Here is a 23,477-nt window from a genome sequence, read left to right as displayed (position 1 = left end):
CAAGTTTTTCACTGAGTTCTAGTGCGATCTGAGGATCGCCGATACCCTGCGTGATAATGACGCGAACTTGATCCGTTGGTCTGAATTCAGCGCGGCAAAGCTGAATGGGCTGTGATAAAACCAGTGCGATGGCGCAGGAGGATTTGACTTGACGGACAAGCGAAACAGAACCCGAAGATGGGTTTTGCTGGGTGGCGGAGCGGCTATTGCTGCCGGTTTTGCGATCCGGGAATATCGCCTGATTCCGCAGGATTACGCGGGTGGTCAAATTGGTGCCACCGCAGCATATCAACAGGCCGTATCCGGTGACATTTTATTGGTGGATATTCGAACGCCGCGGGAATGGCGGGCGACTGGAGTTGGCGAAGGAGCGCATCCACTCGATATGCGCCGTGAGGATTTTGTGCAGGCGTTGCAACAGCTTGTGAACGGCGATCAAAGTGAACCTGTTGCACTGATCTGCGCGCGTGGCGTTCGGTCCGCACGGCTGAGCAACCAGTTAACCACGGCAGGATTTACCAATATTATCGATGTGCCCGAAGGCATGTTAGGTTCGGCAGCGGGCCCGGGATGGGTGCGTGCCGGTCTTCCGGTCGAGACTTACAAAGAGGACACGTGATGCGGGCGAAATTCTGGTTGGCCTTGGGTCTGGCGGTTGCCGGACAATCGGCAGCGGCGGCTTGTGGCGGTGCCGATGAGATATGCGAAATCGACACTGGCGGATATTTCATCGAATTGCCGGAAAAAGAAAACCCGCCCTTGGTCGTGTTCCTGCACGGCTATGGCGGCAGCGGCGCTGGAACGATGAAAAACCGAGGCATGGTCGACCCGCTGTTGGATCGGGGCTATGCCGTGATGGCACCTGACGGCGCGGTACGCAACGGGCGCAAAAGCTGGAACTTCTACCCCGGTTGGGACGGGCGGGACGAGACCGCGTTTCTGACTGAAGTGGTCGAAGACGCTGCTGACCGGTTTGGTGTCGACAGTGACCGGGTGGTTCTGGGCGGGTTTTCTGCAGGCGGGTTCATGGTGAACTATCTGGCTTGCGATGCACCGGACACGTTCTCGGCCTATGTACCGGTTTCGGGCGGGTTTTGGCGTCCGCATCCCGAATCCTGCGAGGGGCCAGTCCGGCTGTTTCACACGCATGGTTGGACAGATAATGTCGTACCGCTGGAAGGGCGCCTTCTGGGCGGCGGGCGGTTTCATCAGGGTGACATCTTTGCTGGTCTCGAGATTTGGCGAGAGGCCAACGAATGCGCTGACACCAAGCCCAGCGGTTTTTCAACCACGGACCAGTTCATGCGCCGTAAATGGAACCGTTGCGCCGATGGCAGCGCGCTGGAATTCGCGCTGTTCCCCGGTGGTCACACTGTGCCCAACGGCTGGGCTGACATGATGCTGGATTGGTATGAAGGTCTGCCTGGCGGCTGATCATTCCGCCGGGGTCATCGTGGCCTTGCCTTCGATCAGGCGCTTCAACTCGTTCCGGTGACGCCGTGCCGAGCGTGTGATGGCTGGCTCGACAAAATCTTCTTTCATCCCAACCATGCGTCGTGCGGCCCCTGCGGATACGCCGCTGAGGGCAGACAGCGGAATGGCCAAGGCCAGGCTGATCGCAATCGGGGCCAGCCAGAATGATACCAGACCAGCCAGAATCCCGATGCTCAATGCAATACCGCTGACTGTTTCAAGCGCATGACACAGGATCAGAGTGCGCAGGCCATAGCTGCCACCATCACGTGCCTGAGGTGACCAACCCTTTTGGATACCCAGCGCCGTGCGGAAAACGGCAATCATCTGCTGCACCATCAGGATCGGTGCATACAGGATCGACAGAACCACTTCGGCCAGAAACGACGTGAAGAACCGACGCCCACCGCCAAAGTCCGAATACCGCACTCCGCTGAGGGGTAGGGCCGCAACGCCCAGTACCTTAGGGGCCAGCAGCATCGCGTACATGACCAGAATGATCAGAACGTGTCGGGTTTCGCTCATTTCGGGCCATTGCGGGAACAGCGGATTGTCGGGGCTGAAGTAATGCAAGACCGAGGCGTCCTCGCCCTGACCTATCAGTGCCCACATGACCAACAGGGCAAACCACAAAGGAGACATCAGATACCCGACCGCCCCATGGAACATGTGAAACCGCGAAACCGAGCGGAAGCCGCGTGATCCCAGCAGTTTCAGGTGTTGCAAGTTACCTTGGCACCAACGACGGTCGCGCATGGCGTGGTCAATCAGGGTGGGTGGTGTTTCTTCGTACGAGCCGCGGATGCGCGGCAGGAACCGAACGCCCCAACCTGCGCGGCGCAGCAAACCGGCCTCGACAAAGTCGTGGCTCATGATCAGCTTTTCCTGGCCGTTGAACGAACGCAGCTTGGGCAAGCCCGCACACGCGGCAAAGGCTTTGGTGCGGATAATGGCGTTATGGCCCCAGTAATTCCCTTCTTGACCGCACCAGCGCGCCAGACCTTCGGCAAAGGCGATGCCATAGACGCCGTTTGCGAATTGCTGCATTCGGGCAAAGACCGACTGCGCACCGATCAGTTGTGGATAGCTCTGGATCAGGCCAGCACCCGGATCACGGGCCAGTGAGCCGGTCAGGCGGGTGATGGCGCGGCCGGTCATCAGACTGTCGGCGTCCAGCACCAACATCGCATCCCAGTCCGCGCCCCAGCGGCTGACCCAATCGGCAATGTTGCCGACCTTGCGGTCCGTATTCTGTTCGCGCCGACGATAGTAAAGCTCCAGCCCCGGTGCCAGCGTCGTCCGCAGCGCTTCGATACTGGCTTGTTCTTGTGCCGCAATGTCTGGGTCGCGCGTGTCCGACAGGATGAACATGGCATAGTGATGTTGCCCGCCGCGCGCGCGCAGGTCCTCTAGCATGGTTCTAGCATTACCCAACACAAACCACGGAACCTCGTTATACACCGGCATCAGCAGTGCAACGCGCAAAGGTTGCGGGCGGCCCTGACGAACCGGATGTTCCTGACGGGACAGCGAAAACATACCCAACAGCACAGTGCAGACCGTGAACGAGATCCAGAAAAAATTGAAGGAAATCAGCGCCAGCAGAATGGCTTCGATCAGGTTGATCCCTTCAGCCCCGAACCAATCCGTCATAACCCACAACATGCCAAGCGTTGCAGCCATGGCTGGTGAAAAGGCCAAAGCGCGCCAGAATCCAGCGGAAGGCCCTTGCACGGACGAGGGGACCTCGGCGTCGCGGAACCCGGCGCCGAAATCCTGCGCGGGCATGGCCAGAGGCGTCTCTGGCGGCATGATATGCAGATCGCGGCTCATGTGGTCCATCTGTACAGCCAGACCTCGGAGGCCGGTTGTTGCCCTACCAATAACTGAGCGCGCAGTTCGACATGGTTTCTCTCACCGGGTTCGAACGAAAACGCCAACCGCAACCCGCCAGTGTCGGGGTTGTGCTGCAACACGCCGTCGGATGTTTCGGCGTGGGGGGAATCCACGAAGATCGTGATTGCCTCGAGATCCTCGTACAGCTCGCTGGCCTCGAAATCGATGACAGCGAGACGCCCATCGCCAAAGGTATTTTCACCCATGGCAGTGTTGATCACGCGCGGCATCGACGTGCGCTGCGGTTCTTCGCCCCAGATCAGGCGGTAAGACATGTCAACTTGTTGACCGGGCACATAGGATTCGGCCGGGCGCCAGTAAGCGACGATATTGTCATAGACTTCCTGATCCGCCGGGATTTCGACCAGTGTCACTGTGCCTTTACCCCAGTCGCTTTTGGGCTCGACCCACAGGCTGGGACGTTTGTGATACAGGGCCTCAAGATCGGCATAATCCGAAAACTCGCGCTTGCGCTGCATCAACCCGAATCCCTGTGGATTGGTGTCCACAAAGGAAGAAAATTGCAGGCGGGTCGGGTTGGCGAGCGGGCGCCAAATGACCTCACCCGCGCCATTGCGGATCATCAACCCATCGCTGTCATGTACGGCAGGGCGGAAATCGTCAAACCGGCTGTGATTGGTCTGATCGAACAGGAACATCGAGGTGCCCGGTGCGATGCCGACATGATCCAGTTCCGTGCGTGGAAACAGGGTGGCTTCGACATCCATTATGCAATCGGCGCCAGCGGTCACGTTGAAACGGTAAGCCCCGGTTACGCTGGGGCTGTCCATCAGCGCATGAACAACCATGTCGCGTTGTCCGGGCGCTGGGCGCTCCAACCAGAAGCGGATGAATTCAGGAAACTCCTCACCATCCGGATCGCCGGTTTTCAGTGCCAGGCCGCGGGCGGACAGGCCGTAGACTTCGTGCAGACCAATGGCGCGGAAGTAACTGGCACCTTGCCAGACGCAGAACTCATCAGTCTTGCCCGGGCGGTGCATTTCCGTCCGCAGGCGCAGACCTGAAAAGCCGAGGGTTTCATCCACCGGCAGTTGCGGAACGTCTTCGGATTTGTCGAACATCGCAAGATCGAAGGCGACCGGCGTGGTCATCCCGTTCTCGACGGTCGACACCTGAACGGTGCGCGGGAAATACAAACCCGGTGTAAAGAAATCGACGTTGAACGGAGTTTCAGTTTCATACCACAAGGCGTGATCTAATCGGAACCGGATCGAACGGTATTGCTGATACGTCAGGTCCTGCCATTCTTGCGGCACCATCGCACGTTCTGCAAAGGGGCGGCTGGCCAGATCGCGGGCCAGTGCGATAACATTGTTTCGGTCAAACGGCACCTCGCCCCCAGAGGCGAAGGTCGCTGGCGCGAAGAACAGCGCCGAAGTCGAGGCCAGAAATGCGCGGCGTGTAAAATTCATTTCTTTGATTTCCAAGGATGTGACTTAAACCACGCGGCCAGATAGGCCACTGCGATGATCATGGCAAAGCCAATCAGATTGGCGACAAGCACACTGGCAACATCCCGCCCAGTCTGGTCCAGAACGACGCCAATCAGCCGAGCAGCCGCCATCGAGAAGACGAACACGGCAAGCGATTGCTGCCCAACCTTGCTGATCAGTGTCAGCGCGACCTGCCAAACACGTGCGCCAAGACTGTCGCCAGAGGCGATCAGACGGTGGCCATGCTCGCCCGCAACAACCCAGCCCAGATAGGCCAGCGACAGGAAATGCATGTATCGGAACAAGCCAAAATCGGTTTTGTCGCGGAATTCTTTGGTCAGGGGCCAGACTTTGCGGATTTCGTCGGCCAGATCGGGCCAGCCGGATTGCACCCACAAAAAGACCTTCCAGGACCCAAACGGAGCAGACAGGATCAAAAACAGCGCTGCGGCCCACATCAGAGTTTTTGACACGGGCGGGGCAGGAATCCAGCCCCGCATGAACGCGAACCCGGTGAAAAACAACAATTGCCAGCCAAATGGGTTGAAGAACCATTGACGCTCCGACCACGGCTCGGCGGGAAGAGCCAGTACGCCGGTCTGTGCAACCACCCAGATGGCCACCGATGCCGTGGCGGCGGCCCAGAATCCGATGCGAAACAAGGCCATGAACAGCGGCATCATCGCCAGAACCACCAGATACATCGGCAGGATGTCAAAGTAGTTCGGCACATAGGTCAGGGTGAAGATGCCCACCATCTGCGGCAGCGGATCATTGAAGAAATGCTGTAGATTGAGGGACGAGACATAGCTTTTCTGGAACAGGCCCGAGTTGTCCAGCGCTGCCATTGTCATCGCAACAAAGAAGAACAGACAGATATGGGCCCAGTAAACCTGCCAGATGCGAAACGAGACACGTGCCGTGCCCAGTAACCACCCTTTGCGCATGAAGGCCCCGCCAAAGGCGATGGCCGAGGCCATGCCCGAGCAAAACACAAAGATTTCAGTGGCATCCGAAAATCCGAACCGGGCCGGAATCCACTTGGCCCATGGGTCGTTGGGAATATGAGCGATCAGGATGATGAACATCGCGATACCGCGATAAAAATCCAGACGCGGATCACGCGTGCGAACAGCAGGGGCTGCGGCCGAAGCCGCAACCGGAGCAAAATCAGAAGCGGGCGATATAGTCGCCATACGTTCTCTGTCCTTCTTGGTCTTTTTTGTTATTCGGCGGGGACGCTTTGTGCGTCGCCGCTGTCGCGGGCCGCTGCGATCAGGGTGCGGCGCGCAAGGGCGTAGTTATCTTCGCCTCCGGCGCGTTTGGCGCGACGGTCGTCCAGAATGCGCTCGACTGCGTCCAAACGCCCGGCGCGCAAGCCGGAATCGATGGTGATGCGTTCGAACACATCGCGCTGGGCATGGCTGCCGCCAGCCAGCTGCATCGAACCGCGCGCGGTGGAAAGATGATCAAAGGCGGTGCCGTATTGCCCGTCGCCGAACGCCTCAAGCCCCAATGCTGCGGCAAGACCTGGATCAGCCATGCGCTGCGTAGTGTCATCGTTGGCTTGCTTGGCGTCCTTGTGGATGCGGCTCAGCATTCTTGCGGTGGCATCCGGGCGGTTGTCGCCGGTCAGCGCCAACAGATAGTGCAGATCGGCAAAGATCAGGCAACCATCCTCGGTGCGCGTAGCGCTGAGATCGGCCAGTTCTTCCCAGCGATTGCCGACATTGACGCCCTCAAGCTCCAGTCGCGACAGCAAAGAAGTGGCATTCGAGATATCCCGATAATCGTCAGTTTTGTCCTGTCGGATGTTTTGGTCATAAAGTTCCATGACATGATCGACGTGACCCAAATCCAGATGCATCAGCGCCTTGTGCCACCAGACGTGATAGCGGAAGTTGTTGCAATGCGCCCAAGCGTCCTCGCGCCCGGCCAGCCAGTCCAGACCCAGCTGTGCGTTTCCGGTCATTTCGTGCACGTGGGCAACCGCATGCAGACCCCACGCATCATCAGACACCATCCACAGCGCCTGACGTCCTGCGATTTCGGCCTTTTCATACGCACCAGTCTCTTCCAGCGCAAATGAGTGGCAGCCCAGCAGGTAACCACGACCGGGGTGATCCGGAGCGTAGGCAGGCATCACACGTTCGATCGACCGTCGCATACCTTCTGCATCGCCCAGCACGAAACGGGTCGCGTGGCTGAGCTTCATTGCCAGCGAGTCTTGGGGGTGATCGCGCAGAACCTCTTCGAATTTCTGCGTCGCTTTCGTTGGGTAACCAGCCAACCACAATCCCAGCGCATCAACATACAGCCGTTCCCGAGCCGAGACAGGTTGCTTCTTCATCGCGGCATTCGCAGTCGCCAACGCCTCGGTCGCGACCGGCAGCATTTCGCGCCGACCCAGCAGAACCATGAACATACCTTTGACTGCATGAGCCAAGGCGAAGTCGGGTTCCAGTTCGAGCACTTTACCCAGATGTTGCGGAGTGACTGCCGAATGTGCCATGAACCCAAGCAGAACACCGTTCCAGGCGTCGACACTTGCCGGCTGGGTCAGGGTGTTCATTTGTCCAAAAATATCTTGCTTCATGCTCGGGTCCAATCTGATTGCGATATTTCACACTGTTCGATTTAGCAGAGTGTGCTGGCGGGTCGTAACAGTATCGACCCTGCTCTCGAATTGGTGAAAACCTGTGTGCGTAAAAAACGAAAAAAACCGCCGATTCAAGGGCATGTTTCAGCAAGTTGCCGCCGAAATGGGCAAGTGTTTCAATCCTCGAATGGATTTTCAACGTTCAGAACGGCCTCGGTGTCGGCCCCAAAGACCGGTGGCGCGTTTCGATACGTGACGGGTGTGCGCGACAGGTTCAGAGGATTCCCGATCAATTGCACCTCGCCAGGCTGGGCCTGCATCGAGATTTGCATCTGCCGAGCCGCAACCTGATCTGTTGCAAACACCTGATCGAGCGACTGGACCGGACCGACGGGAACTTTCCGCGTCTCAAGCTCGGCAATCACTGTGGTCGTCTCATGTTTCTTCAATGCTGGGCGAAGAACCGCGTTTAGTGCGTCCCTGTGTTCCAGACGCGCGGGGTTGGTCGCAAATCGCGGATCGTCCGCAAGTTCGGACTGTCCGATGAAATCGCAGAAGCGTTTGAACTGACTGTCGTTTCCAACCGCCAGAATGACGTGGCCATCGGCGGTTTCATAGACGTCGTAAGGTACGATGTTGGGATGCCCGTTGCCACGCCTTTGGGGGACATTGCCCGAGGTCAGGTAATTCACGCCTTCATTGATCAGCCACGCAATCTGTGCATCGACCAAGGCCAGGTCGATCTGCTGACCTTCGCCAGTCAGATCCCGGTGGCGCAGGGCGGCCAGAATGCCGACCGCCGCGTACATGCCGCACATTACATCCGCGATGCCGACGCCCACTTTCATCGGCGCACCGTCCGGATCGCCGGTCAGCGACATGATCCCGCCATACCCCTGCGCCATCAGGTCATAGCCGGGTTTGCTGGAATTCGGCCCGGTCTGCCCGTAACCCGAGATGGAGCAATACACGAGGCCCGGAAGCTCCTGCGCCAGGCTTTTGTAGTCCAGGCCGTATTTGGCCAGGCCGCCGGGTTTGAAATTCTCGATCAGGATATCCGCGTGCGCGGCCAGCCTTTTGATTTCAGATTGCCCCTCGGACGTGGTGATATCAATGGCTACGGACTTCTTATTGCGGTTGGCGGACATGAAATAAGCACTCAGGTCCGTTGTGTTGCCTTCGGCGTCCGCAACATAAGGAGGGCCCCATTGGCGCGTGTCATCACCGCCTGTGCCCGGATTTTCGATCTTGATGACGCTGGCGCCCAGATCGCCCAGCAATTGGGTGCAGGTCGGCCCGGCCAGAATGCGAGAAAGGTCCAGGACCTTGACACCCTTTAGCGATCCATTAGAGTCGGCCATCATAGTCTCCGCGGTCAATTTCGGCCGCAATAACAGTAAATTGTTCGGAATGTACAGCCTGTTCCAGCGCCGCGCGCAATTCCGCCCGATTGCGTACCGTGTGGCCATTGCCACCAAAGGCACGCCCTATGGCGGCATAGTCGTGGCGGTCGAAATCCACGCCCCGGTTGCCCATCTGACGCTGACGCTGTTTCAGTTCGATCAGCGCAAGGCTGGCATCGACAAAAACCAGAAAGATCGGATTGCCACCCATCTCGGCGGCGGTCGACAACTCTCCGGCGACCATCAGGAACCCGGCATCGCCGGAAAAGCTGATCACCGGGCGGTCCGGTTCGGCCAGTTTCAGACCAATGGCCATTGGTACCGCGCAGCCCATCGTGCACAGCGCCGAAGATTGGATCAGCCCACGCGCCTCGGAACACTCCCACATCTGGCTGAGCAGGATGCGATGGGCGCCGCTGTCGGCGGTGGCCAGCGTTTCTGGCGGCAGGGCGGCGCGGGTTTCGGCGATCACCGCTGCCGGTCCCCAGTCATCATCCATCGGGAAGGCGCGCGCCAGCGCGGCCTTGACCTGCGCAGGCTCATCACCGGGCCATGTCTCGCGTGCGGGGTTGCCTTTGGCCATGGCCTCCAGCGTGGTGCCGGTATCGGCCACCAGGTTCAGCCCGGCCTGATGCATGTAGTGATCATTGACCACGGCCGAGATATCGATGGCGCGCTTTTCTTCCGGGTCCCATATCTCGCGCCAGCCGGGGCGCATTTCGATTGGGTCATAGCCCAGACACAGGATCAGATCGGCCTGTTCCACCAAGGGCACCAGATGTTTATCGGCCAGTGGCGACAGCCCGGCTCCGCCCAGGCATAAAGGGTGATCCTCGGGCACGACTCCCTTTGCCTTGTAGGTGGTCACGAAGGGAATGCTGAAATGTTCCAGAAAAGCCCGCACGATGCAGCGCGAGTCATCATTGAGAACATCCAGTCCGATGATTGCCAGCGGACGCTCGGCCTCGGCCACCCAGCGGCGCGCTTTCTCCAGACAATTGCCTTTGGGGGCGACGGCGGCGGGTTTTGCCAGTCTGCGCCGTTTTGGATTCGTAACGCGGGTATCGGCGACCGAGATCGGCACGTCGATATGCACCGGCCCGGGGCGTGGCTGCAGGGCCAGCGACACGGCCTTGTCCGCGATAATATCGGCACCCTCGGCAGTCATCAGGAACGTGCCCTTGGTGATTGAACGATAGACTTGGCTGTGGTCCATGACCTGATGGGTGTAGGTCAGAGCCTCATCCGTATCGACACAACCGGTCAGCACGATCATCGGCACCCGATCCTGCAGCGCGTTGGCCACCACATTGATTCCGTTCATCGCGCCGGGGCCAAGTGTAGCTAACAGGATCGCAGGCGCACCATCGCGATGATGCACGGCCTCGGCCATGAAACCGGCGGCATTTTCGTGCTTGGCCAGATGAAAGGTGATCCCGGCTTTTTCCAGCGCATCGACCAGCGTTAGAACCTCGCCACCTGGCATGCCAAAAGCGTGGCGGCATCCTGCCTCATAAAGGCGTTCAGCTAAAAGATCCGCGGCGCGGGGCGAGAGGTCCTGCATCAGTTATGCTCCGAATTGGTCATTGCGAAGCAGATTGCGGAGGAAGCCCCCGGACGCAAGACGGATCACGTCAGTGTGACTATTTGACTGCGGTTTCCGCCACATCCTGAAACTTTGTGTCCAGTTCCGAGGCGATATCCGTCAGCGTTTTGCCCCCTTCATAAACATAGGGTGCGAATACAAAGCTGGGCGTTTTGTAAGACAGTGTCGCCGTGCCGTCGTTGTTTTCCGTCACATAGAACCGGATAGGTGCCTCAATCATGGCAGCAGTCGAGGTTTCAAGAACCCGCACGGCATAGTCGTTGTTGAAGGCACCGATCACAAGATTGCCCGGAATGGTGATCCCCCGCGCGGCGGCGGCCTTGGTTGGCCCGGCCTGAGTGACAACGATCAACCCGTTATCCTTGACCGCAGCTTTGGTGTCCGTCACCAGTTCTTCATAGCTTTTGTCAGTCTGAAAGACAGCCCATCCCGACAGGGGCTCGTCGGCCCATGCAGGGGTGACCAGCAGACATGCAATTGCCCAGAGAGCTTTCATCGGGGTGCCTCCGCAAGTTCGGTTGTGGGTTTGATGCCAGAAATCACGTATGGGCGCACTCAAATTCTCGTCCGGGTTCGATTGAATCTGGCTCGCGTCGCGGCTGTGAACACCTTGGAAACGGTGAAAAGAAACCTCCTTTGCCGGGCGATGTGTTGGATCAGTTCCCGCGCTTTTTCAGCAAATAGATGTCCATGATCCAGCCGTGATCAGAACGAGCAAGGGCGCGGGTCTGAATGATATCCTGCGCGACGTCGGCCAGAGGTCCACGGATCAGGATTTCTTCTTTCATCCCTACATAAGCCCCCCACCAGATCTCGTAATCCGCCATCGGTAGGCTTTGGAATGAGCATTCGCCGTCCAGCATCACGGCGACGGTTGATGCGACATCGGGCCAGCCTTCGTCGCGCAAGCGGCGGCCGGTTGTGACGATATAGGGCGCGCCAATGTCGTTGATCGGTATTGCGTGTGACGCAGTCAGCGCTTGCAGGGCGGTGATGCCGGGAATCACCTTTTTACGCGGCTGCGGGTCCAACCGCGCAGCAATTCGCAGCGAGCTGTCGTAAAGCGACGGATCGCCCCAGATCAGCAAGGCGACCCGTTGGGCGTCAGGATAGTCGGCGATCGCTTCCTGCCAACATAAGGCGATAGCATCGTGCCACTCATCTACGCCCCGCAGATAACCGTCATCCGCACGACGTTTTGGGATGTCGAAATAGGCGATCTTTGGTGGCGTCTCAGTCACGTGCGAGATGATGTCTTCGCGAACGCCCGCCAGATCAGCCTTGTTCTCGCCCTTGCGGGGGATCAGGATCAGGTCCGCCGCGCGTATGGCCTGCGCGCCCTGATAGGTCACGTGATCGGGGTTGCCGGTGCCAATGCCAATCAGGGTCAGCTCATACATTGTCGAACTCCGCCAGCGGACCGTACAGGATCAGTGCCGGAGCCGTTCCGATTTCGGATTGCAGCTTGGTCGAAAGATCGCCGATCGTCGACCGGTGCAAAGCCTGATCCGGCGTCGAGACCGATTCCGCCATAAGCGCGGGTGTATCCAAAGGCAGCCCATGTTCATGCAGCGCATCCACCAGTAACGGGAACGTCCGCTTGCCCATGAAAACAACCGTGGTCGCCCCCGCGTCGGCCAACGCGGTCAGGTTCAGGTCTTCAGGCAGTTTGCCGCTGACATCATGGCCGGTCACGAACTGAACCCGCCGCGCCGTAAGCCGTCGGGTCAATGGAATACCGGCCGCGGCGGCGGCGGCGATGGCCGAAGGGATGCCCGGAATGATCTCGTACTCGATCCCGGCGGCTTTCAAAGCGACCAGTTCTTCTTCCAACCGACCGAACATCCCGCCATCACCGGATTTCAGGCGCACGACATGTGCACCGGTCTCGGCGTAATCCACCAGCAGCCGGCTTACGTGGTCCTGCTTGGGTGAGGGGCGTCCAGCGCGTTTGCCGACCCCGACCAAATCGGCCCCTTCGCGTGCATGGGTCAGGATTGGCCCGCTGCTCAGGTCGTCGAACAGAACCGCATCGGCCTTTTGCATCCGATCCACAGCCTTTAGGGTCAACAGCTCTGGATCACCGGGGCCTGAGCCGATGAACGAAACAAAGCCGCTCATGCCGATGCTTCCGCGATCAGGTGAAAGAACGTACCGGTCACGTTGCCGCGTACGGAACCAGTCTGGGGTCCTTCTGTCCCTTCGGCGTCAAACACCCGAGCCAACGGGGTGTCAGGTTGCTCGACGATTGACGAATAATGGAACTCATGCCCCCGCAGGGCCGAACCTGTGGCGAGCCCCGGCATCGGCGCCAGCAATTCTGCCTTGCGATAGCCCAGATTGAATTTGCGTTTTTCATATGAGGTCACAAGACCCAGAAGGCCGGCCATCCGGTGCTGGATTCCATCCTTGTCGATCAGGCCTTCGCCCAATGTCATGTAGCCACCGCATTCGCCGTGGACCGGCTTGGCTTCAGCATGGTTCCGCAGCCCGGTCAGAAATGTCTCTGCGGCGGCCAGCGAACCTGCGTGAAGTTCCGGATATCCGCCGGGTAGCCAAACAAGGTCAGCTTCCTTCGCGGGGGCTTCATTGGCCAGCGGAGAAAATGGCAGAACCTCAGCCCCGGCAGCCCGCCACCCTTCAAGAAGATGCGGATAAGTAAAGGAAAACGCCGCATCCTGTGCCAGCGCGATCCGCTGCGCCGGAGGTCGCGGCAGCGCGGCTGACGACGGCCCCTTGGGGCTCGAGGAAGCCGCCCGCTTGATCGCCTCAAGATCCACATGCTCGCGCAGAAACGTCGCATACCCGGCAATGGCGGTTTCCAGATCCGGATGCTCGACGGCTTGGATCAGGCCCAGATGCCGTTCCGGCAGGGTCAGATCCCCACGACGTGGCAATACGCCCAGAACCGGCAGGCCCGCGCGTTCCATTCCCAGTCGGGTCAGGCGTTCGTGCCTCGGACTGGCGCACCGATTCAAGATCACGCCTGCAAAAGGTAAATCGGGGTTGTACATCCGAAACCCCAGCGCTGTGGCTGCTGCCGACTGCGCTTGTCCGCCGACATCCAACACCAAAACCACCGGCCAGCCCATGCGTAGGGCAGTTTCGGCGCTGGACCCATGGCCCAACTCTCCGGGCTTGGCGACGCCGTCGAACAAGCCCATCGAGCCCTCGGCAACGACGATATCCGCGCCCTCGGCCTGAGCAGAGATTGCGTTCAACAACGGCTCACCCATCGCCCAACTGTCCAGATTGAACGAGGCCCGGCCCGCTGCTGCCCGATGAAAGGCCGGGTCGATATAATCCGGTCCGCTTTTGAACGGCTGAACTGTCATTCCATCTTCGGCCAGAGCCCGCAAAAGGCCCAGCATCACGGTGGTTTTGCCGGTGCCCGAAGAGGGGGCAGAAATTAAAAGGCCGGGGGGATTAATCATCGCCATGGCTCCAGCTTGACCAAGGGCTGTCGGCGCTTTGCGGGCGATACCTGCGGTCATAGGTTTTGGAATAAAGGCAGCTTTCGTCGAACCCTTCGCCTGCCAGCGCGGGGCCGACCATGATTAGGGCGGTGCGCGAAATACTTGCGTCCAGAGCGCCCTTCAACGTCTCGAGTGTTGCGCGGATGATGCGCTCATCCGGCCAACTGACCCGGTACACGACGGCCACCGGACAGTCCGCACCATAGGCCGGGGTCAGATCGGCGATCACCTTGTCCAGATTGCCGATCGACAGATGAATAGCCAGCGTCGCCCCGGTACGGGCAAAGTTCGCCAGCGTCTCGCCTTCGGGCATGGATGACGCGCGCCCCGGTGTCCGTGTCAGAACCACTGATTGCGCCAGTCCGGGCAGGGTCAATTCGGTACCCAACGCAGCAGCCGCCGCCGCAAAGGACGGCACACCGGGGGTCACGCTGACTGGAATGCCCATGTCCTTCAACCGTCGAATTTGTTCACCCATAGCGGACCAGACGGACAGGTCGCCCGAATGCAGCCGGGCTATGTCATGACCGGCCTCATGGGCGGTTTTGATCTCGGCCATGATCTGATCCAGATCCATCGATGCGGTGTTCACAATTCGCGCGCCCTCCGGGCAATGGCCCAAAATCTCGTCTGGTACCAGCGACCCCGCGTACAGGCAGACCGGGCAGGACGCGATGATATCGCGTCCACGCAAGGTCAACAGGTCGGCGGCGCCCGGTCCGGCACCGATGAAATGTACGGTCATGTTTGTCCTCCGATGGCGACGGCGCAGGTTGCAAGCCGGTCGTCCGAGATGTGTCTGGGTGAAAGCAGCCGCGCGCCGAATCCGGCGGCGGCAAGGGCGGATGCCTCTGCCACGCTGCCGGTGCCATGGGTGGCGCGACTGCGGGGCGAGCATGTAAGTGTGCGCTGTCCGATCAGGTCGTCAGGCGCGATGAAATGCACGGGCAGCGCAATCGCCTCGGCGAAATCTGTCAGGGCGGCGTTACCCATTTTTTCAGCGACCGTCGCCAATGCGTCCACGCGATGCCCCACGGATGCGACATTGAACGCCGAGCGCAGGCTGTCCGCCGTGGCAGTAGACGAAAAACCGAGGCCTGCGACGATCATAAGGTCACGCTCCACTGCACCACCGGATAGGCAGATTTCCAGCCGCGTCGAGGCCCCAGAGCGCCAGCGTGCGCCAGTTCGATGCGTAGCAGGTCTCCGCCCAGCTTCTCGTGCCATTGCGCCAGCAAAGCTTCGCTTTCCAACGTCACCGCATTGGCGACAAGCCGCGTGCCGGTGGGCAAGTGGACGTGCAGCCAATCCAGCAATGCAGCGCTGAGACCGCCACCGATGAACACCACATCTGGCGGGGTCAATCCCGCCAACGCATCTGGCGCAGTTCCATGCACAACCTCCAGCCGATCCTGCCCCAGCGTGTCCGCGTTGCGTCGAATTCGGTCGACCCGATCTTCGCGCGGCTCAATCGAGGTGGCTGTCAGGGTCGGATCACACATCAGCCATTCAATGCTGATAGACCCGGTTCCGCCGCCGATATCCCACAGATGCTCATCCCGACGCGGCGCCAGCGCCGACAAAGTCAGGGCGCGGATCGGGCGTTTGGTGATCTGACCGTCGGTCTCGAAAATGTCGTCCGGTTTGCCGGATGCCTTGGGAACGGCGCGCCCTTCACCTGCGACTTCCAGCCCAACACAAACGGGATGTTCAAACGAACCCAGTAAGGCCTCGGTCAGGGAGACACTGCGCGCGCGTTCGCGCGGGCCGCCAAGCGCCTCCATGACATGCAGCATGGTATCGGCAAAGCCGGTCTCGGACAGATATGTCGCAAGCTCGGTTACCGCTGGCCCGTCGCGCAACAGCAGGATTGCCCGCAACCCCGGCGACAGGTGGGGCCTCAGACGGGTCAGGGGGGCTGCGTGCAGCCCAAAGGTCTGTGTAGTTTCAAGTGGCCAACCCAACTGTGCGGCGGCCAACGAAAAGGTCGATTGGCCGGGCAGGGCGGTCCATTCTCCGGCGTCGAAATTGCGTGCGATCACCGAACCCGCGCCAAACCAGAACGGATCACCCGAGGCCAGGACCGCCGTGCGCCGTCCGCGCAAACCGGTCAGGATCGGCAGGCCTTCGGCAAACGGAACCGGCCATGCGATCCGCTCGGCGCCAGTGTCCGGGATCAGTGACAGGTGGCGCGGCGGGCCCATGATAACCTCGGCCCGCTCCAGCACTTGACGGCTTGCGGGTGACAGGCCATCCAGTCCATCTTCGCCCAATCCCAAAACGGTCAGCCACGGAGCCTCATGCATGACCAATCTCCTGATCCTTGGTGGCACGACCGAGGCCAATGCTCTGGCCCGTGCCATTGCTGACCGTGGTATCCCGGCGACGTATTCCTATGCAGGACGTGTGGAAACGCCGCGTTCGCAACCCCTGCCGGTGCGCGTTGGTGGGTTTGGTGGTGTTGACGGGCTGGTGTGCTATATTCGGGATCACGGGATCAGCCATGTCATTGATGCGACGCATCCCTTTGCGGCGCGGATGAGCGGGAATGCTGTAGCGGCGTGTCACGAGACAAGTACACCGCTTGTGGCGTTGACCCGGCCCGCCTGGACCCCGCAAGACGGGGATCGTTGGTATCGGGTCTCTGATATCCCGGCGGCTGTTGCAACGTTGGATCGATCTGCACAGCGCGTCTTTTTGGCTGTGGGACGAATGCATCTTGAGGAGTTCGCCGCCCAACCACAACATCATTACCTGTTGCGACTGGTTGATGAGCCCGCAGGATTGCCCTTGCCGAATTGCGATGTGGTCGTGTCGCGTGGACCGTTCACAGTCGAGGACGATCTGGCGCTGATACAACGCCATCACATTGAATTGGTGGTGTCCAAAAACGCAGGCGGCGCCGGCGCGCGCGCCAAGCTGGACGCTGCGCGGGCGCAGGGCGTGCCGGTGCTGATGATCGACCGTCCGGCCCTGCCGCAGAGGACCGAGCTGTCGAGCGTGGCACAGGTGCTGGACTGGCTGGCTCATTCGTGATCCTTGGCTGGGGTGAACCTCGGAGTATAGACAATTGGTGCGCCTTCCCGCTCGATCACCCGGGTAAGCGAAGACCCAACGATTACCACGGTTTGCATGTCTGCCATATCTGGCGTCGCCTCGGCCAGTGTTGCGATGCGGATAGCCTCGTCCGGGCGTGACACGGCGCGTGCGAACAGGATCAGGCGTTCCGGTTCACATTCCTCGCGCAGGATTTCCAGTGTTTTTACAAATCCTTCTGGCCGAGATTTCGAGCGGGGATTGTAGAACGCCATGGCGAAATCGGCCTGCGCAGCCAGACGCAGGCGTTTCTCGACCAGCGACCATGGCTTGAGGTTATCGCTGAGGTTTATGGCGCAGAAATCATGACCCAAGGGCGCCCCGGCGCGCGCAGAAGCTGCCAGCATCGCCGTTATTCCGGGCAAGACGTCGATAGGAATCGATCGCCAGTTCGAAGGACCGTTTTCCAAGGCTTCAAAGACCGCGGCAGCCATGGCAAAGACCCCGGGATCACCAGAGGACACGACAACGACCCGCTTGCCTTCAGCCGCCATCTGCAAGGCATGTTGAGACCGGTCGATCTCAACCCGGTTATCGCTGGCATGCAGGGTCAGCCCCTCGCGTTCCGCCACGCGCGCAACATAAGGGATATATCCCACAACGTCCGTGGCCTCTGCCAGCGCCGCCGTGACTTCGGGTGTCACCAGATCTTCATTGCCGGGACCAAGGCCGGCGATCTTGACCCAGCCACTCATGGCCGCCGTCCCTGACCATGCACGATGATGATCGAGAAATAGGGTGTGACCTTATCGCAGGCTTCCGACAGTTTCGTAACGGTCTGGTCGGGCATCTGTGCGTATTCCACGATCCATGCGCGATCATAGAGTTCCGCAGTTTTCAGCGCTCGTTTCACCTTGTCGATGTTGCGACCGATCTTCATCACAACCAAAGCGTCCGTCTGCGCCATGCGGTGAGCCAGATCGTCCTCCGGCAGAGTGCCCATGAGAATAGTCAGCACATCGTCACCCCAGGTGATCGGATCACCCGTTGCCGTCCATGCGCCTGACATGCCGGTGATGGCAGGAACGACTTCCACGTTAGCTTCGTCTCGCAAGCGACTATAAAGGTGCATGAATGATCCATAGAAAAATGGATCGCCCTCACACAATACGACGACGTCTTCACCCTGTTCTGTCAGTGTTTTCAGATGGGTGGCGCAGTCCTTGTAGAAGGCGGCAAGCAATTCGTTATAGCGCGGATCCGTCACGGGGATTTCGGTAGTAACGGGGTATTCCATCGGAAATTCGATGGCATCTCCGGGGATCATTCCATTGACGATCTTGCGTGCCTGACCGCTGCGGCCGGGCTTACGAAAGAAGGCCACGTGGCGCGCGTTACGCAGCAGGCGGTCGGCTCGAACGCTCATCAGGTCGGGATCGCCGGGGCCAAGGCCGACGCCGTATATCTTGCCCACGCTCATTCTGCCCGGCTCGCGATGGCGTTGATTGCGGCCACGGTGATGGCACTGCCGCCCAGACGGCCTTTGACGATGCACGAGGGAACCGGTTGCGCCTCCCACAGGGCGTCTTTGGATTCGACCGCGCCGACGAAACCAACAGGGCAACCAATGATTGCAGCAGGGCGCGGGCAGTCGGGGTCTTCCAGCATGTTCAACAGATGGAACAGGGCTGTAGGCGCATTTCCGATAGCGACGACAGCGCCTTCCAACTTGGGTCGCCACAGTTCTAACGCGGCAGCGGAGCGGGTGTTGCTCATCTCGGCAGCTAGTGGGCGAACGCGTTCGTCGTGCAAGGTGCAGACGACCTCATTGTCAACGGGCAGGCGGAACCGTGTCACACCTTCGCTGACCATGCGTGCGTCGCACAGGATAGGTGCGCCGTTTTCCAGTGCGGTGCGGGCAGCCGGAACGAAACCCGGCGAGAAATGTACGAACTCTTCAAGGCCCACCATCCCTGCGGCATGGATCATGCGGACGGCGACCTGTTCTTCGTCGGGCTCAAAACGGGCAAGGTCGGCCTCGGACCGGATCGTGGCGAAAGACTGTTTGTAGATCGCCGCGCCATTGGTTTCGTATTCATAGGGCATCAGGTCAGGTCCATGGTCATAAGTGTTTCGGGGGTCAGCCCGTGCTGGCAGGGCTCATCCCCTGCGCAGCCTTGTTTGACAAGATCAAATCGTCCGGCGTTGCCCACCAAAGTGACATCAGCAGACCCCATACGGGCACATCCTTTGGCGCAGCCTGAAACATGCAGGCTGCCACAGACGTGTGGGGCTAAGGCCCGCGCAATTTCGCGGGTTTCAACATGCGCCTGCGGGCAGAAGGGGGCGCCTGGGCAGGCGTCGGTTGTCATCAGCGGGTCGGTGCCATTTGAGACAAAGGTTGCAGTAGGTATCGCCGCCCCGCCTTCCAGCAGGATCAGCCGCCACGGAGTGACGCGCAGCGCGATTGCGCCTGAGGAATCAACAAGATCGTACAGGTCTTTTGCGGGTAATTGACCAAAGGGTGCGCCATAAAGAGGCCCGGTATTGCAAGGTCCGGGTCGCAGCGGCGTACCAATTGCGCCGGGCTGCTCGCCTTGCCACTCTGACGGTAGACCAATGGCCGCGATCAATCGTGCCATGCGACGGGTGTCCGAGGTGAAATTGCTTGAGAACCAGTTCGCCATCGCGATCAACTGATCAATGGCTTGCCCTTCGGTCACAGTACACCCGGTTTCCGCACCGTCCGCCCGGAGGATCAGCCCTTCCGCATTACATTCGAACCGGATATCGGCCGAGTCACCGGACAGTAGACGATCAACTCCGGTATCGATGGCAAATCCAAACTTGGCTGGCAACGCGGGCAATTCTTCCAGCCGGTCGGTCAATTCCTGAGCCAGCCGCGCTGTCAGATCGCCGGTCTCATACATGGGTGAGACCAGAATGTTTCGCCGCACTTCGATCCCGGGTTCGGCGTCCAGCAGGTTCAGTGCGGCCAGCTCTTTCAGCAAAGGCTGGTGATCCTGTTCATCCACACCACGCAATTGCAGGTTTGCGCGGTTGGTCAGGTCGATGGTGCCATTGCCGAACCGGTCCGCCAGATCACAAAGCCCCAGAGTTTGTTCCGCTGTCAGGCGCGCCAGCCGTGGTCGCACCCGCACCACCAACCCGTCACCCGACATCATCGGACGATGCGCACCGGGGCACCAGCCCTGAACGACGGGGTCACTCATCCCAAACCCTCCAGATCGGCCCGGATCGAGTTTCGGCGCGTGGTCCACAGCCCGGCATCCAGCAGAGCCCGGAACTTGTCTTGCATGGCTTGATAGGCCTGTGGATTTGCTTCCTGCAGGAAGGCATCCACCTCTGCGTCTCCCAATGTTGCATCGTGGTAGAGGTCGAACAGATGCGGTGCGACTGTACCCGAAAGATGCGCGAACGAGGCCATGTGATCCAGTGTCGCCGCAATCTCGGCTGCCCCACGGAAACCGTGTCGCCTCATCCCCGCAATCCACTGAGGATTAGCGGCGCGGGCATGGACCACGCGGCTGATTTCCTCCGGCAGGGTGCGGGCGCGGGGCGTGTCCGGATTTGTGTTGTCCAGATGATACAGCTGTGCGGTGCCGCCGGTGACTTTCTTGGCTGCCGCGAATCCGGCCTCATGTGTTGCGTAGTCATTGGCCAGAAGCAGGTCGGTTTCGGTTAGGTCCTGCAGGTGAACAAAGCTGTCGGCGTCGGAAACGCGCTGGATGATGCCTTCGACGTCCTGAGCGATATGTTCACCTTCCAGCGCGTATGAACTGGCATCCAGCCAAGCCTGCCCGGCCTGCTCGCGGGCCTCATCCGTGTAGGTCTCGGACAACTGGGTCATGTTCAGGCCATAGCTGCCGGGCGCAGGTCCATAGACCCGAACGGCAGGAGTTTTGCCCGCGTAAGGGTTCCAATCCGGGGCCTCGTCGCGGTCCGACAAGGCTCGGACCGCCTGACCGTACAAGGCTGACAGGGTAGGGAACACGTCCCGGAACAGACCCGACACGCGCAGGGTTACATCCAGGCGCGGACGGTCCAGATCGGTGATCGGCAGAACCTCGATGCCCGAAACCCGTTCGGACCCGGCATCCCAGACAGGTTTTACCCCAAGCAGGTACAGCGCCATTGCGAATTCTTCGCCTGCGGTACGCATTGTGGCGGACCCCCAAAGATCGACAATCAACCCCTTTGGGTAATCGCCTTCCTCCTGAAGGTGGCGCCGGACCAGTTCCTCGGCCAGTTTTACCCCCTGCGTGTAGGCTGCGCGGGTCGGAACAGAACGAGGATCGGTTGTATAAAGGTTGCGCCCGGTTGGCAGCACATCCGACCGACCGCGATAGGGTGAACCTGAGGGGCCAGCTTCGATCCGTTTCCCTGCCAGAGCGTCAAGTAACGCTTGCCGCTCGGCATGCGCCGACGGCGCGGCGTCGAAGTTACCTGCAACTTCGGGCGCGCGGCCAAAGATGTGCAATCCGTCGCCGAACTGGCTTTCCTTGATATCACAGACAAAGCGATCGATACGGGTGATTGCCTCGGCGGTGCTGGTGGCCTGACCCAAGCCCAGATCGTTCTCCAGCCCGATGGCCTGAGCCTCGTCCCGGATGTCTGCCTGCAACCGATCGCGGCGTCGGGGGTCGAGCCCGTCGGCGTTCGAGAATTCATCCAACAGCGATTCCAGTCGGACCATCCGGTCCGGCGTGCTGCTTTGCTTCATAGGAGGCGGGATGTGGCCCAACGTGACAGCCCCGATCCGACGCTTGGCCTGCGCGGCCTCGCCGGGGTCATTGACGATGAACGGATAGATAACGGGCAGATCTCGGATCAGTGCCTCGGGCCAGCATTCAGCGGATAGCGCAACTGATTTTCCCGGCAGCCATTCCAACGTGCCATGCGCGCCGATGTGGATCAGAGCGTCAGCCCCAAGTGCCTTCCGTAGCCACAGATAAAAGGCGACGTATCCGTGCCGGGGGGTGCGGGACAGGTCATGATATTCATCATCGCGACGCTCGGGCGTGCCGCGTTCGGGCTGCAGAGCGATTATGGCCTTGCCGCGTCTGACAGCGGTGAAATGGAACGCGTATTCGGCGCAAGCGGTGTCATTCTCTGGCCTGCCCCAGACGGTTTCGAGGTCGTCTCGCAACTGCTCTGGAAGGTCAGCAAGTTCTGCCAGATAATCTTCCAGAGGCCATGAAATTCGTGCGTCCAGCAATGTGTCTGCAAGCGGCTCGGCAGGGGCTGTGTCGTAACCTTCGCTTTGCAGGTCGGCCAGCATCGCCTCGGCTGAGGCCAGTGCATCCAGCCCGACTGCGTGGGCCATTTGCCAATCTTTGCCGGGATAGGTCGACAAAACCAGCGCGGGCACTTGGTTGAACTTGGGCTTGTTGCCGAGGTTCAGCCAACCGGATACGCGGTCTACAATGGCCTCGATCCGCTCTGGTTCAGCGCGATGGGCAAAACGCGAATATTCCAGATGCGGGTCGCGTCTGCCCGGCTCCTTGAACGAGGCGATTCCTGCCGAAATGCGCCCGTCCACTTCGGGCAGGACCACGTGCATCGCGAGGTCGGCGGGGGACAGGCCTCGTTCTGCTTCGACCCATGCCTTGCGGCGTGACGTCGCCAGCGCGACCTGAAACACAGGTACCCCGGCGGCGTCCAGCGGCGACGTTCCAGATGCCCCTTTGCCAGAGAAGGATGTCGCGTTGATGATTGCAGATGGGCGTAGGGAAACAACATGTTCGCGCAGCCATTCGGCAGAGGCAGGTGCCTTGAGGGACGGCGCAAATAATCCGACGGCGTTGAACCCGCGTGCGCGCAAACTGTGGATCAGCGCTGTGACGGCAGCTGTATCTGCCGAGGTCAGATAGGCCCGATAGAAAGTCACGAGGATACGGTGGGCGTCGCCGTCGAATGCGGTCTCAGCCGGATTCACACCACGATCCGGACACCATGCACCGCATTCAGGCAGTGTTTTGGCCCCCATCACTGGCCCGGCATAAAGCCCCGCAGCCAGCGCCATCTGCGCCAATGCGGCCTGCGCGGCAACTTCGCCGCCGGTGTCACACAGATGCGCCAGCCGCCGCAGGGTCGAGACCGGCAGGGTGGAATACTCGTCCAGCCGCGTATCTTCGCGCCCATCGGCAGGCAGCACGGCCAGCGCAATGCCTTTTGCTTGCGCCAACGCCAGAACCTGCTGCAAGCCGTAGGACCAATAGGGCACCCCACCGATCAGTCGGATCAGAATACCTTGCGCGCCCTCAAGCGTTTGCTCGACATAGGTGTCGACAGACAGCGGATGTTTCAGTGCCGTCAGATTGGCCAGCCGCAGGGTCGGCATCCGCCCCTCGGGCCCGCCGCCGCGATGCCAGCCTGCCGCGAAAGCACCGAGATCGCTGTCAGAAAAAGACAACACCACCAGATCCGCCGGGCTCTGGCCCAGATCGGTCGGGGTATCGGTTTCTTCCAACCCGTGGCTTTCGCGAAAGACGACGTGCATCTAAGTGGTCC

The 23,477-nt window shown here is 60.2% G+C and carries 21 protein-coding genes; 3 read left to right on the top strand and 18 right to left on the bottom strand.

All coding sequences use genetic code 11. The features are described from left to right. Positions 1-148: 148 nt before the first annotated feature. Positions 149-619, top strand: coding sequence for a rhodanese-like domain-containing protein (locus HW561_RS08345; protein WP_176863546.1), 471 nt, complete (start codon positions 149-151; stop codon positions 617-619). Beyond that, positions 619-1,434, top strand: a complete 816-nt coding sequence (locus tag HW561_RS08340) for an alpha/beta hydrolase family esterase (RefSeq protein WP_176863544.1) — start codon at positions 619-621, stop codon at positions 1,432-1,434. The genes HW561_RS08345 and HW561_RS08340 overlap by 1 nt, the downstream gene beginning before the upstream one ends. Here the strand turns inward: HW561_RS08340 and mdoH are convergent, their stop codons facing one another. From mdoH to cbiE, 13 genes are all read right to left on the bottom strand, one after another. After that, complete coding sequence (mdoH, locus tag HW561_RS08335; protein ID WP_176863542.1) at positions 1,435-3,306, bottom strand: glucans biosynthesis glucosyltransferase MdoH; 1,872 nt, start codon at positions 3,304-3,306, stop codon at positions 1,435-1,437. Continuing rightward, complete coding sequence (locus tag HW561_RS08330) at positions 3,303-4,802, bottom strand: glucan biosynthesis protein (RefSeq protein WP_176863540.1); 1,500 nt, start codon at positions 4,800-4,802, stop codon at positions 3,303-3,305. The genes mdoH and HW561_RS08330 overlap by 4 nt, the downstream gene beginning before the upstream one ends. Continuing rightward, complete coding sequence (locus HW561_RS08325; protein ID WP_176863538.1) at positions 4,799-6,019, bottom strand: OpgC family protein; 1,221 nt, start codon at positions 6,017-6,019, stop codon at positions 4,799-4,801. The genes HW561_RS08330 and HW561_RS08325 overlap by 4 nt, the downstream gene beginning before the upstream one ends. Before the next feature lie 29 nt (positions 6,020-6,048). Then, positions 6,049-7,419, bottom strand: coding sequence for a tetratricopeptide repeat protein (locus HW561_RS08320; RefSeq protein ID WP_176863536.1), 1,371 nt, complete (start codon positions 7,417-7,419; stop codon positions 6,049-6,051). A 179-nt stretch (positions 7,420-7,598) separates the two neighbouring features. Beyond that, positions 7,599-8,783 carry a CaiB/BaiF CoA transferase family protein gene (locus tag HW561_RS08315; RefSeq protein WP_176863534.1) on the bottom strand — a complete coding sequence of 395 codons (1,185 nt, stop codon included), beginning with the start codon at positions 8,781-8,783 and terminating at the stop codon, positions 7,599-7,601. Then, the gene (locus HW561_RS08310; RefSeq protein WP_176863532.1) at positions 8,770-10,389 is read right to left on the bottom strand and encodes a thiamine pyrophosphate-binding protein; all 1,620 of its coding nucleotides are present in this window, start codon (positions 10,387-10,389) and stop codon (positions 8,770-8,772) included. Before HW561_RS08310 ends, HW561_RS08315 begins: the two co-directional genes overlap by 14 nt. A 79-nt stretch (positions 10,390-10,468) precedes the next feature. Next, on the bottom strand, positions 10,469-10,927 hold the full coding sequence (locus HW561_RS08305; protein WP_176863530.1) for a DUF302 domain-containing protein: 459 nt from the start codon (positions 10,925-10,927) through the stop codon (positions 10,469-10,471). Between the two features lie 160 nt (positions 10,928-11,087). After that, positions 11,088-11,831, bottom strand: coding sequence for a precorrin-6A synthase (deacetylating) (gene cobF / locus HW561_RS08300; RefSeq protein ID WP_176863528.1), 744 nt, complete (start codon positions 11,829-11,831; stop codon positions 11,088-11,090). Further along, positions 11,824-12,552 carry a uroporphyrinogen-III C-methyltransferase gene (gene cobA / locus HW561_RS08295; protein ID WP_176863526.1) on the bottom strand — a complete coding sequence of 243 codons (729 nt, stop codon included), beginning with the start codon at positions 12,550-12,552 and terminating at the stop codon, positions 11,824-11,826. Before cobA ends, cobF begins: the two co-directional genes overlap by 8 nt. Beyond that, positions 12,549-13,871, bottom strand: a complete 1,323-nt coding sequence (locus HW561_RS08290) for a cobyrinate a,c-diamide synthase (protein ID WP_176863524.1) — start codon at positions 13,869-13,871, stop codon at positions 12,549-12,551. The genes cobA and HW561_RS08290 overlap by 4 nt, the downstream gene beginning before the upstream one ends. Continuing rightward, positions 13,858-14,652, bottom strand: coding sequence for a precorrin-4 C(11)-methyltransferase (cobM, locus tag HW561_RS08285; protein WP_176863522.1), 795 nt, complete (start codon positions 14,650-14,652; stop codon positions 13,858-13,860). Before cobM ends, HW561_RS08290 begins: the two co-directional genes overlap by 14 nt. Beyond that, positions 14,649-15,017 carry a cobalamin biosynthesis protein gene (locus HW561_RS08280; protein ID WP_176863698.1) on the bottom strand — a complete coding sequence of 123 codons (369 nt, stop codon included), beginning with the start codon at positions 15,015-15,017 and terminating at the stop codon, positions 14,649-14,651. The genes cobM and HW561_RS08280 overlap by 4 nt, the downstream gene beginning before the upstream one ends. Further along, a complete protein-coding gene (cbiE, locus tag HW561_RS08275; RefSeq protein ID WP_176863520.1) occupies positions 15,014-16,213 on the bottom strand; it encodes a precorrin-6y C5,15-methyltransferase (decarboxylating) subunit CbiE in 1,200 nt (399 codons plus the stop codon). Before cbiE ends, HW561_RS08280 begins: the two co-directional genes overlap by 4 nt. Here cbiE and HW561_RS08270 point away from each other — a divergent pair. Beyond that, entirely contained in the window at positions 16,212-16,943 is a 732-nt protein-coding gene (locus HW561_RS08270) for a cobalt-precorrin-6A reductase (protein ID WP_176863518.1), read from the top strand. The genes cbiE and HW561_RS08270 overlap by 2 nt on opposite strands. Here the strand turns inward: HW561_RS08270 and cobJ are convergent. Genes cobJ through cobN form a run of 5 tightly spaced genes read right to left on the bottom strand, consistent with a single transcriptional unit; the run spans position 16,934 to position 23,466 of the window. Further along, a complete protein-coding gene (gene cobJ, locus HW561_RS08265) occupies positions 16,934-17,698 on the bottom strand; it encodes a precorrin-3B C(17)-methyltransferase (protein ID WP_176863516.1) in 765 nt (254 codons plus the stop codon). The genes HW561_RS08270 and cobJ overlap by 10 nt on opposite strands. After that, positions 17,695-18,423 (bottom strand): precorrin-2 C(20)-methyltransferase, encoded by a 729-nt coding sequence (locus tag HW561_RS08260; RefSeq protein WP_176863514.1) that lies wholly within the window; start codon positions 18,421-18,423, stop codon positions 17,695-17,697. The genes cobJ and HW561_RS08260 overlap by 4 nt, the downstream gene beginning before the upstream one ends. Next, on the bottom strand, positions 18,420-19,049 hold the full coding sequence (locus HW561_RS08255) for a precorrin-8X methylmutase (protein ID WP_176863512.1): 630 nt from the start codon (positions 19,047-19,049) through the stop codon (positions 18,420-18,422). The genes HW561_RS08260 and HW561_RS08255 overlap by 4 nt, the downstream gene beginning before the upstream one ends. Next, positions 19,049-20,176 (bottom strand): cobalamin biosynthesis protein CobG, encoded by a 1,128-nt coding sequence (locus tag HW561_RS08250; protein WP_176863510.1) that lies wholly within the window; start codon positions 20,174-20,176, stop codon positions 19,049-19,051. The genes HW561_RS08255 and HW561_RS08250 overlap by 1 nt, the downstream gene beginning before the upstream one ends. Next, the gene (cobN, locus tag HW561_RS08245) at positions 20,173-23,466 is read right to left on the bottom strand and encodes a cobaltochelatase subunit CobN (RefSeq protein WP_176863508.1); all 3,294 of its coding nucleotides are present in this window, start codon (positions 23,464-23,466) and stop codon (positions 20,173-20,175) included. Before cobN ends, HW561_RS08250 begins: the two co-directional genes overlap by 4 nt. Positions 23,467-23,477: the final 11 nt, after the last annotated feature.

Origin of the sequence: Ruegeria haliotis, assembly GCF_013377785.1 — a bacterium.
GTDB lineage: Bacteria > Pseudomonadota > Alphaproteobacteria > Rhodobacterales > Rhodobacteraceae > Ruegeria > Ruegeria haliotis.
This window is presented reverse-complemented; position numbering and strand designations above follow the sequence as displayed.

Coding starts and splice junctions, on each gene's coding strand:
- HW561_RS08320 (WP_176863536.1), bottom strand. CDS start 7,419: ATGAAGCAAGATATTTTTGGACAAATGAACACCCTGACCCAGCCGGCA.
- cobJ (WP_176863516.1), bottom strand. CDS start 17,698: ATGAGTGGCTGGGTCAAGATCGCCGGCCTTGGTCCCGGCAATGAAGAT.
- HW561_RS08315 (WP_176863534.1), bottom strand. CDS start 8,783: ATGGCCGACTCTAATGGATCGCTAAAGGGTGTCAAGGTCCTGGACCTT.
- mdoH (WP_176863542.1), bottom strand. CDS start 3,306: ATGAGCCGCGATCTGCATATCATGCCGCCAGAGACGCCTCTGGCCATG.
- HW561_RS08340 (WP_176863544.1), top strand. CDS start 619: ATGCGGGCGAAATTCTGGTTGGCCTTGGGTCTGGCGGTTGCCGGACAA.
- HW561_RS08260 (WP_176863514.1), bottom strand. CDS start 18,423: ATGAGCGTGGGCAAGATATACGGCGTCGGCCTTGGCCCCGGCGATCCC.
- cobF (WP_176863528.1), bottom strand. CDS start 11,831: ATGTATGAGCTGACCCTGATTGGCATTGGCACCGGCAACCCCGATCAC.
- cobN (WP_176863508.1), bottom strand. CDS start 23,466: ATGCACGTCGTCTTTCGCGAAAGCCACGGGTTGGAAGAAACCGATACC.
- HW561_RS08310 (WP_176863532.1), bottom strand. CDS start 10,389: ATGCAGGACCTCTCGCCCCGCGCCGCGGATCTTTTAGCTGAACGCCTT.
- cobM (WP_176863522.1), bottom strand. CDS start 14,652: ATGACCGTACATTTCATCGGTGCCGGACCGGGCGCCGCCGACCTGTTG.
- HW561_RS08325 (WP_176863538.1), bottom strand. CDS start 6,019: ATGGCGACTATATCGCCCGCTTCTGATTTTGCTCCGGTTGCGGCTTCG.
- HW561_RS08255 (WP_176863512.1), bottom strand. CDS start 19,049: ATGCCCTATGAATACGAAACCAATGGCGCGGCGATCTACAAACAGTCT.
- cobA (WP_176863526.1), bottom strand. CDS start 12,552: ATGAGCGGCTTTGTTTCGTTCATCGGCTCAGGCCCCGGTGATCCAGAG.
- cbiE (WP_176863520.1), bottom strand. CDS start 16,213: ATGCATGAGGCTCCGTGGCTGACCGTTTTGGGATTGGGCGAAGATGGA.
- HW561_RS08305 (WP_176863530.1), bottom strand. CDS start 10,927: ATGAAAGCTCTCTGGGCAATTGCATGTCTGCTGGTCACCCCTGCATGG.
- HW561_RS08250 (WP_176863510.1), bottom strand. CDS start 20,176: ATGAGTGACCCCGTCGTTCAGGGCTGGTGCCCCGGTGCGCATCGTCCG.
- HW561_RS08280 (WP_176863698.1), bottom strand. CDS start 15,017: ATGATCGTCGCAGGCCTCGGTTTTTCGTCTACTGCCACGGCGGACAGC.
- HW561_RS08270 (WP_176863518.1), top strand. CDS start 16,212: ATGACCAATCTCCTGATCCTTGGTGGCACGACCGAGGCCAATGCTCTG.
- HW561_RS08330 (WP_176863540.1), bottom strand. CDS start 4,802: ATGAATTTTACACGCCGCGCATTTCTGGCCTCGACTTCGGCGCTGTTC.
- HW561_RS08290 (WP_176863524.1), bottom strand. CDS start 13,871: ATGGCGATGATTAATCCCCCCGGCCTTTTAATTTCTGCCCCCTCTTCG.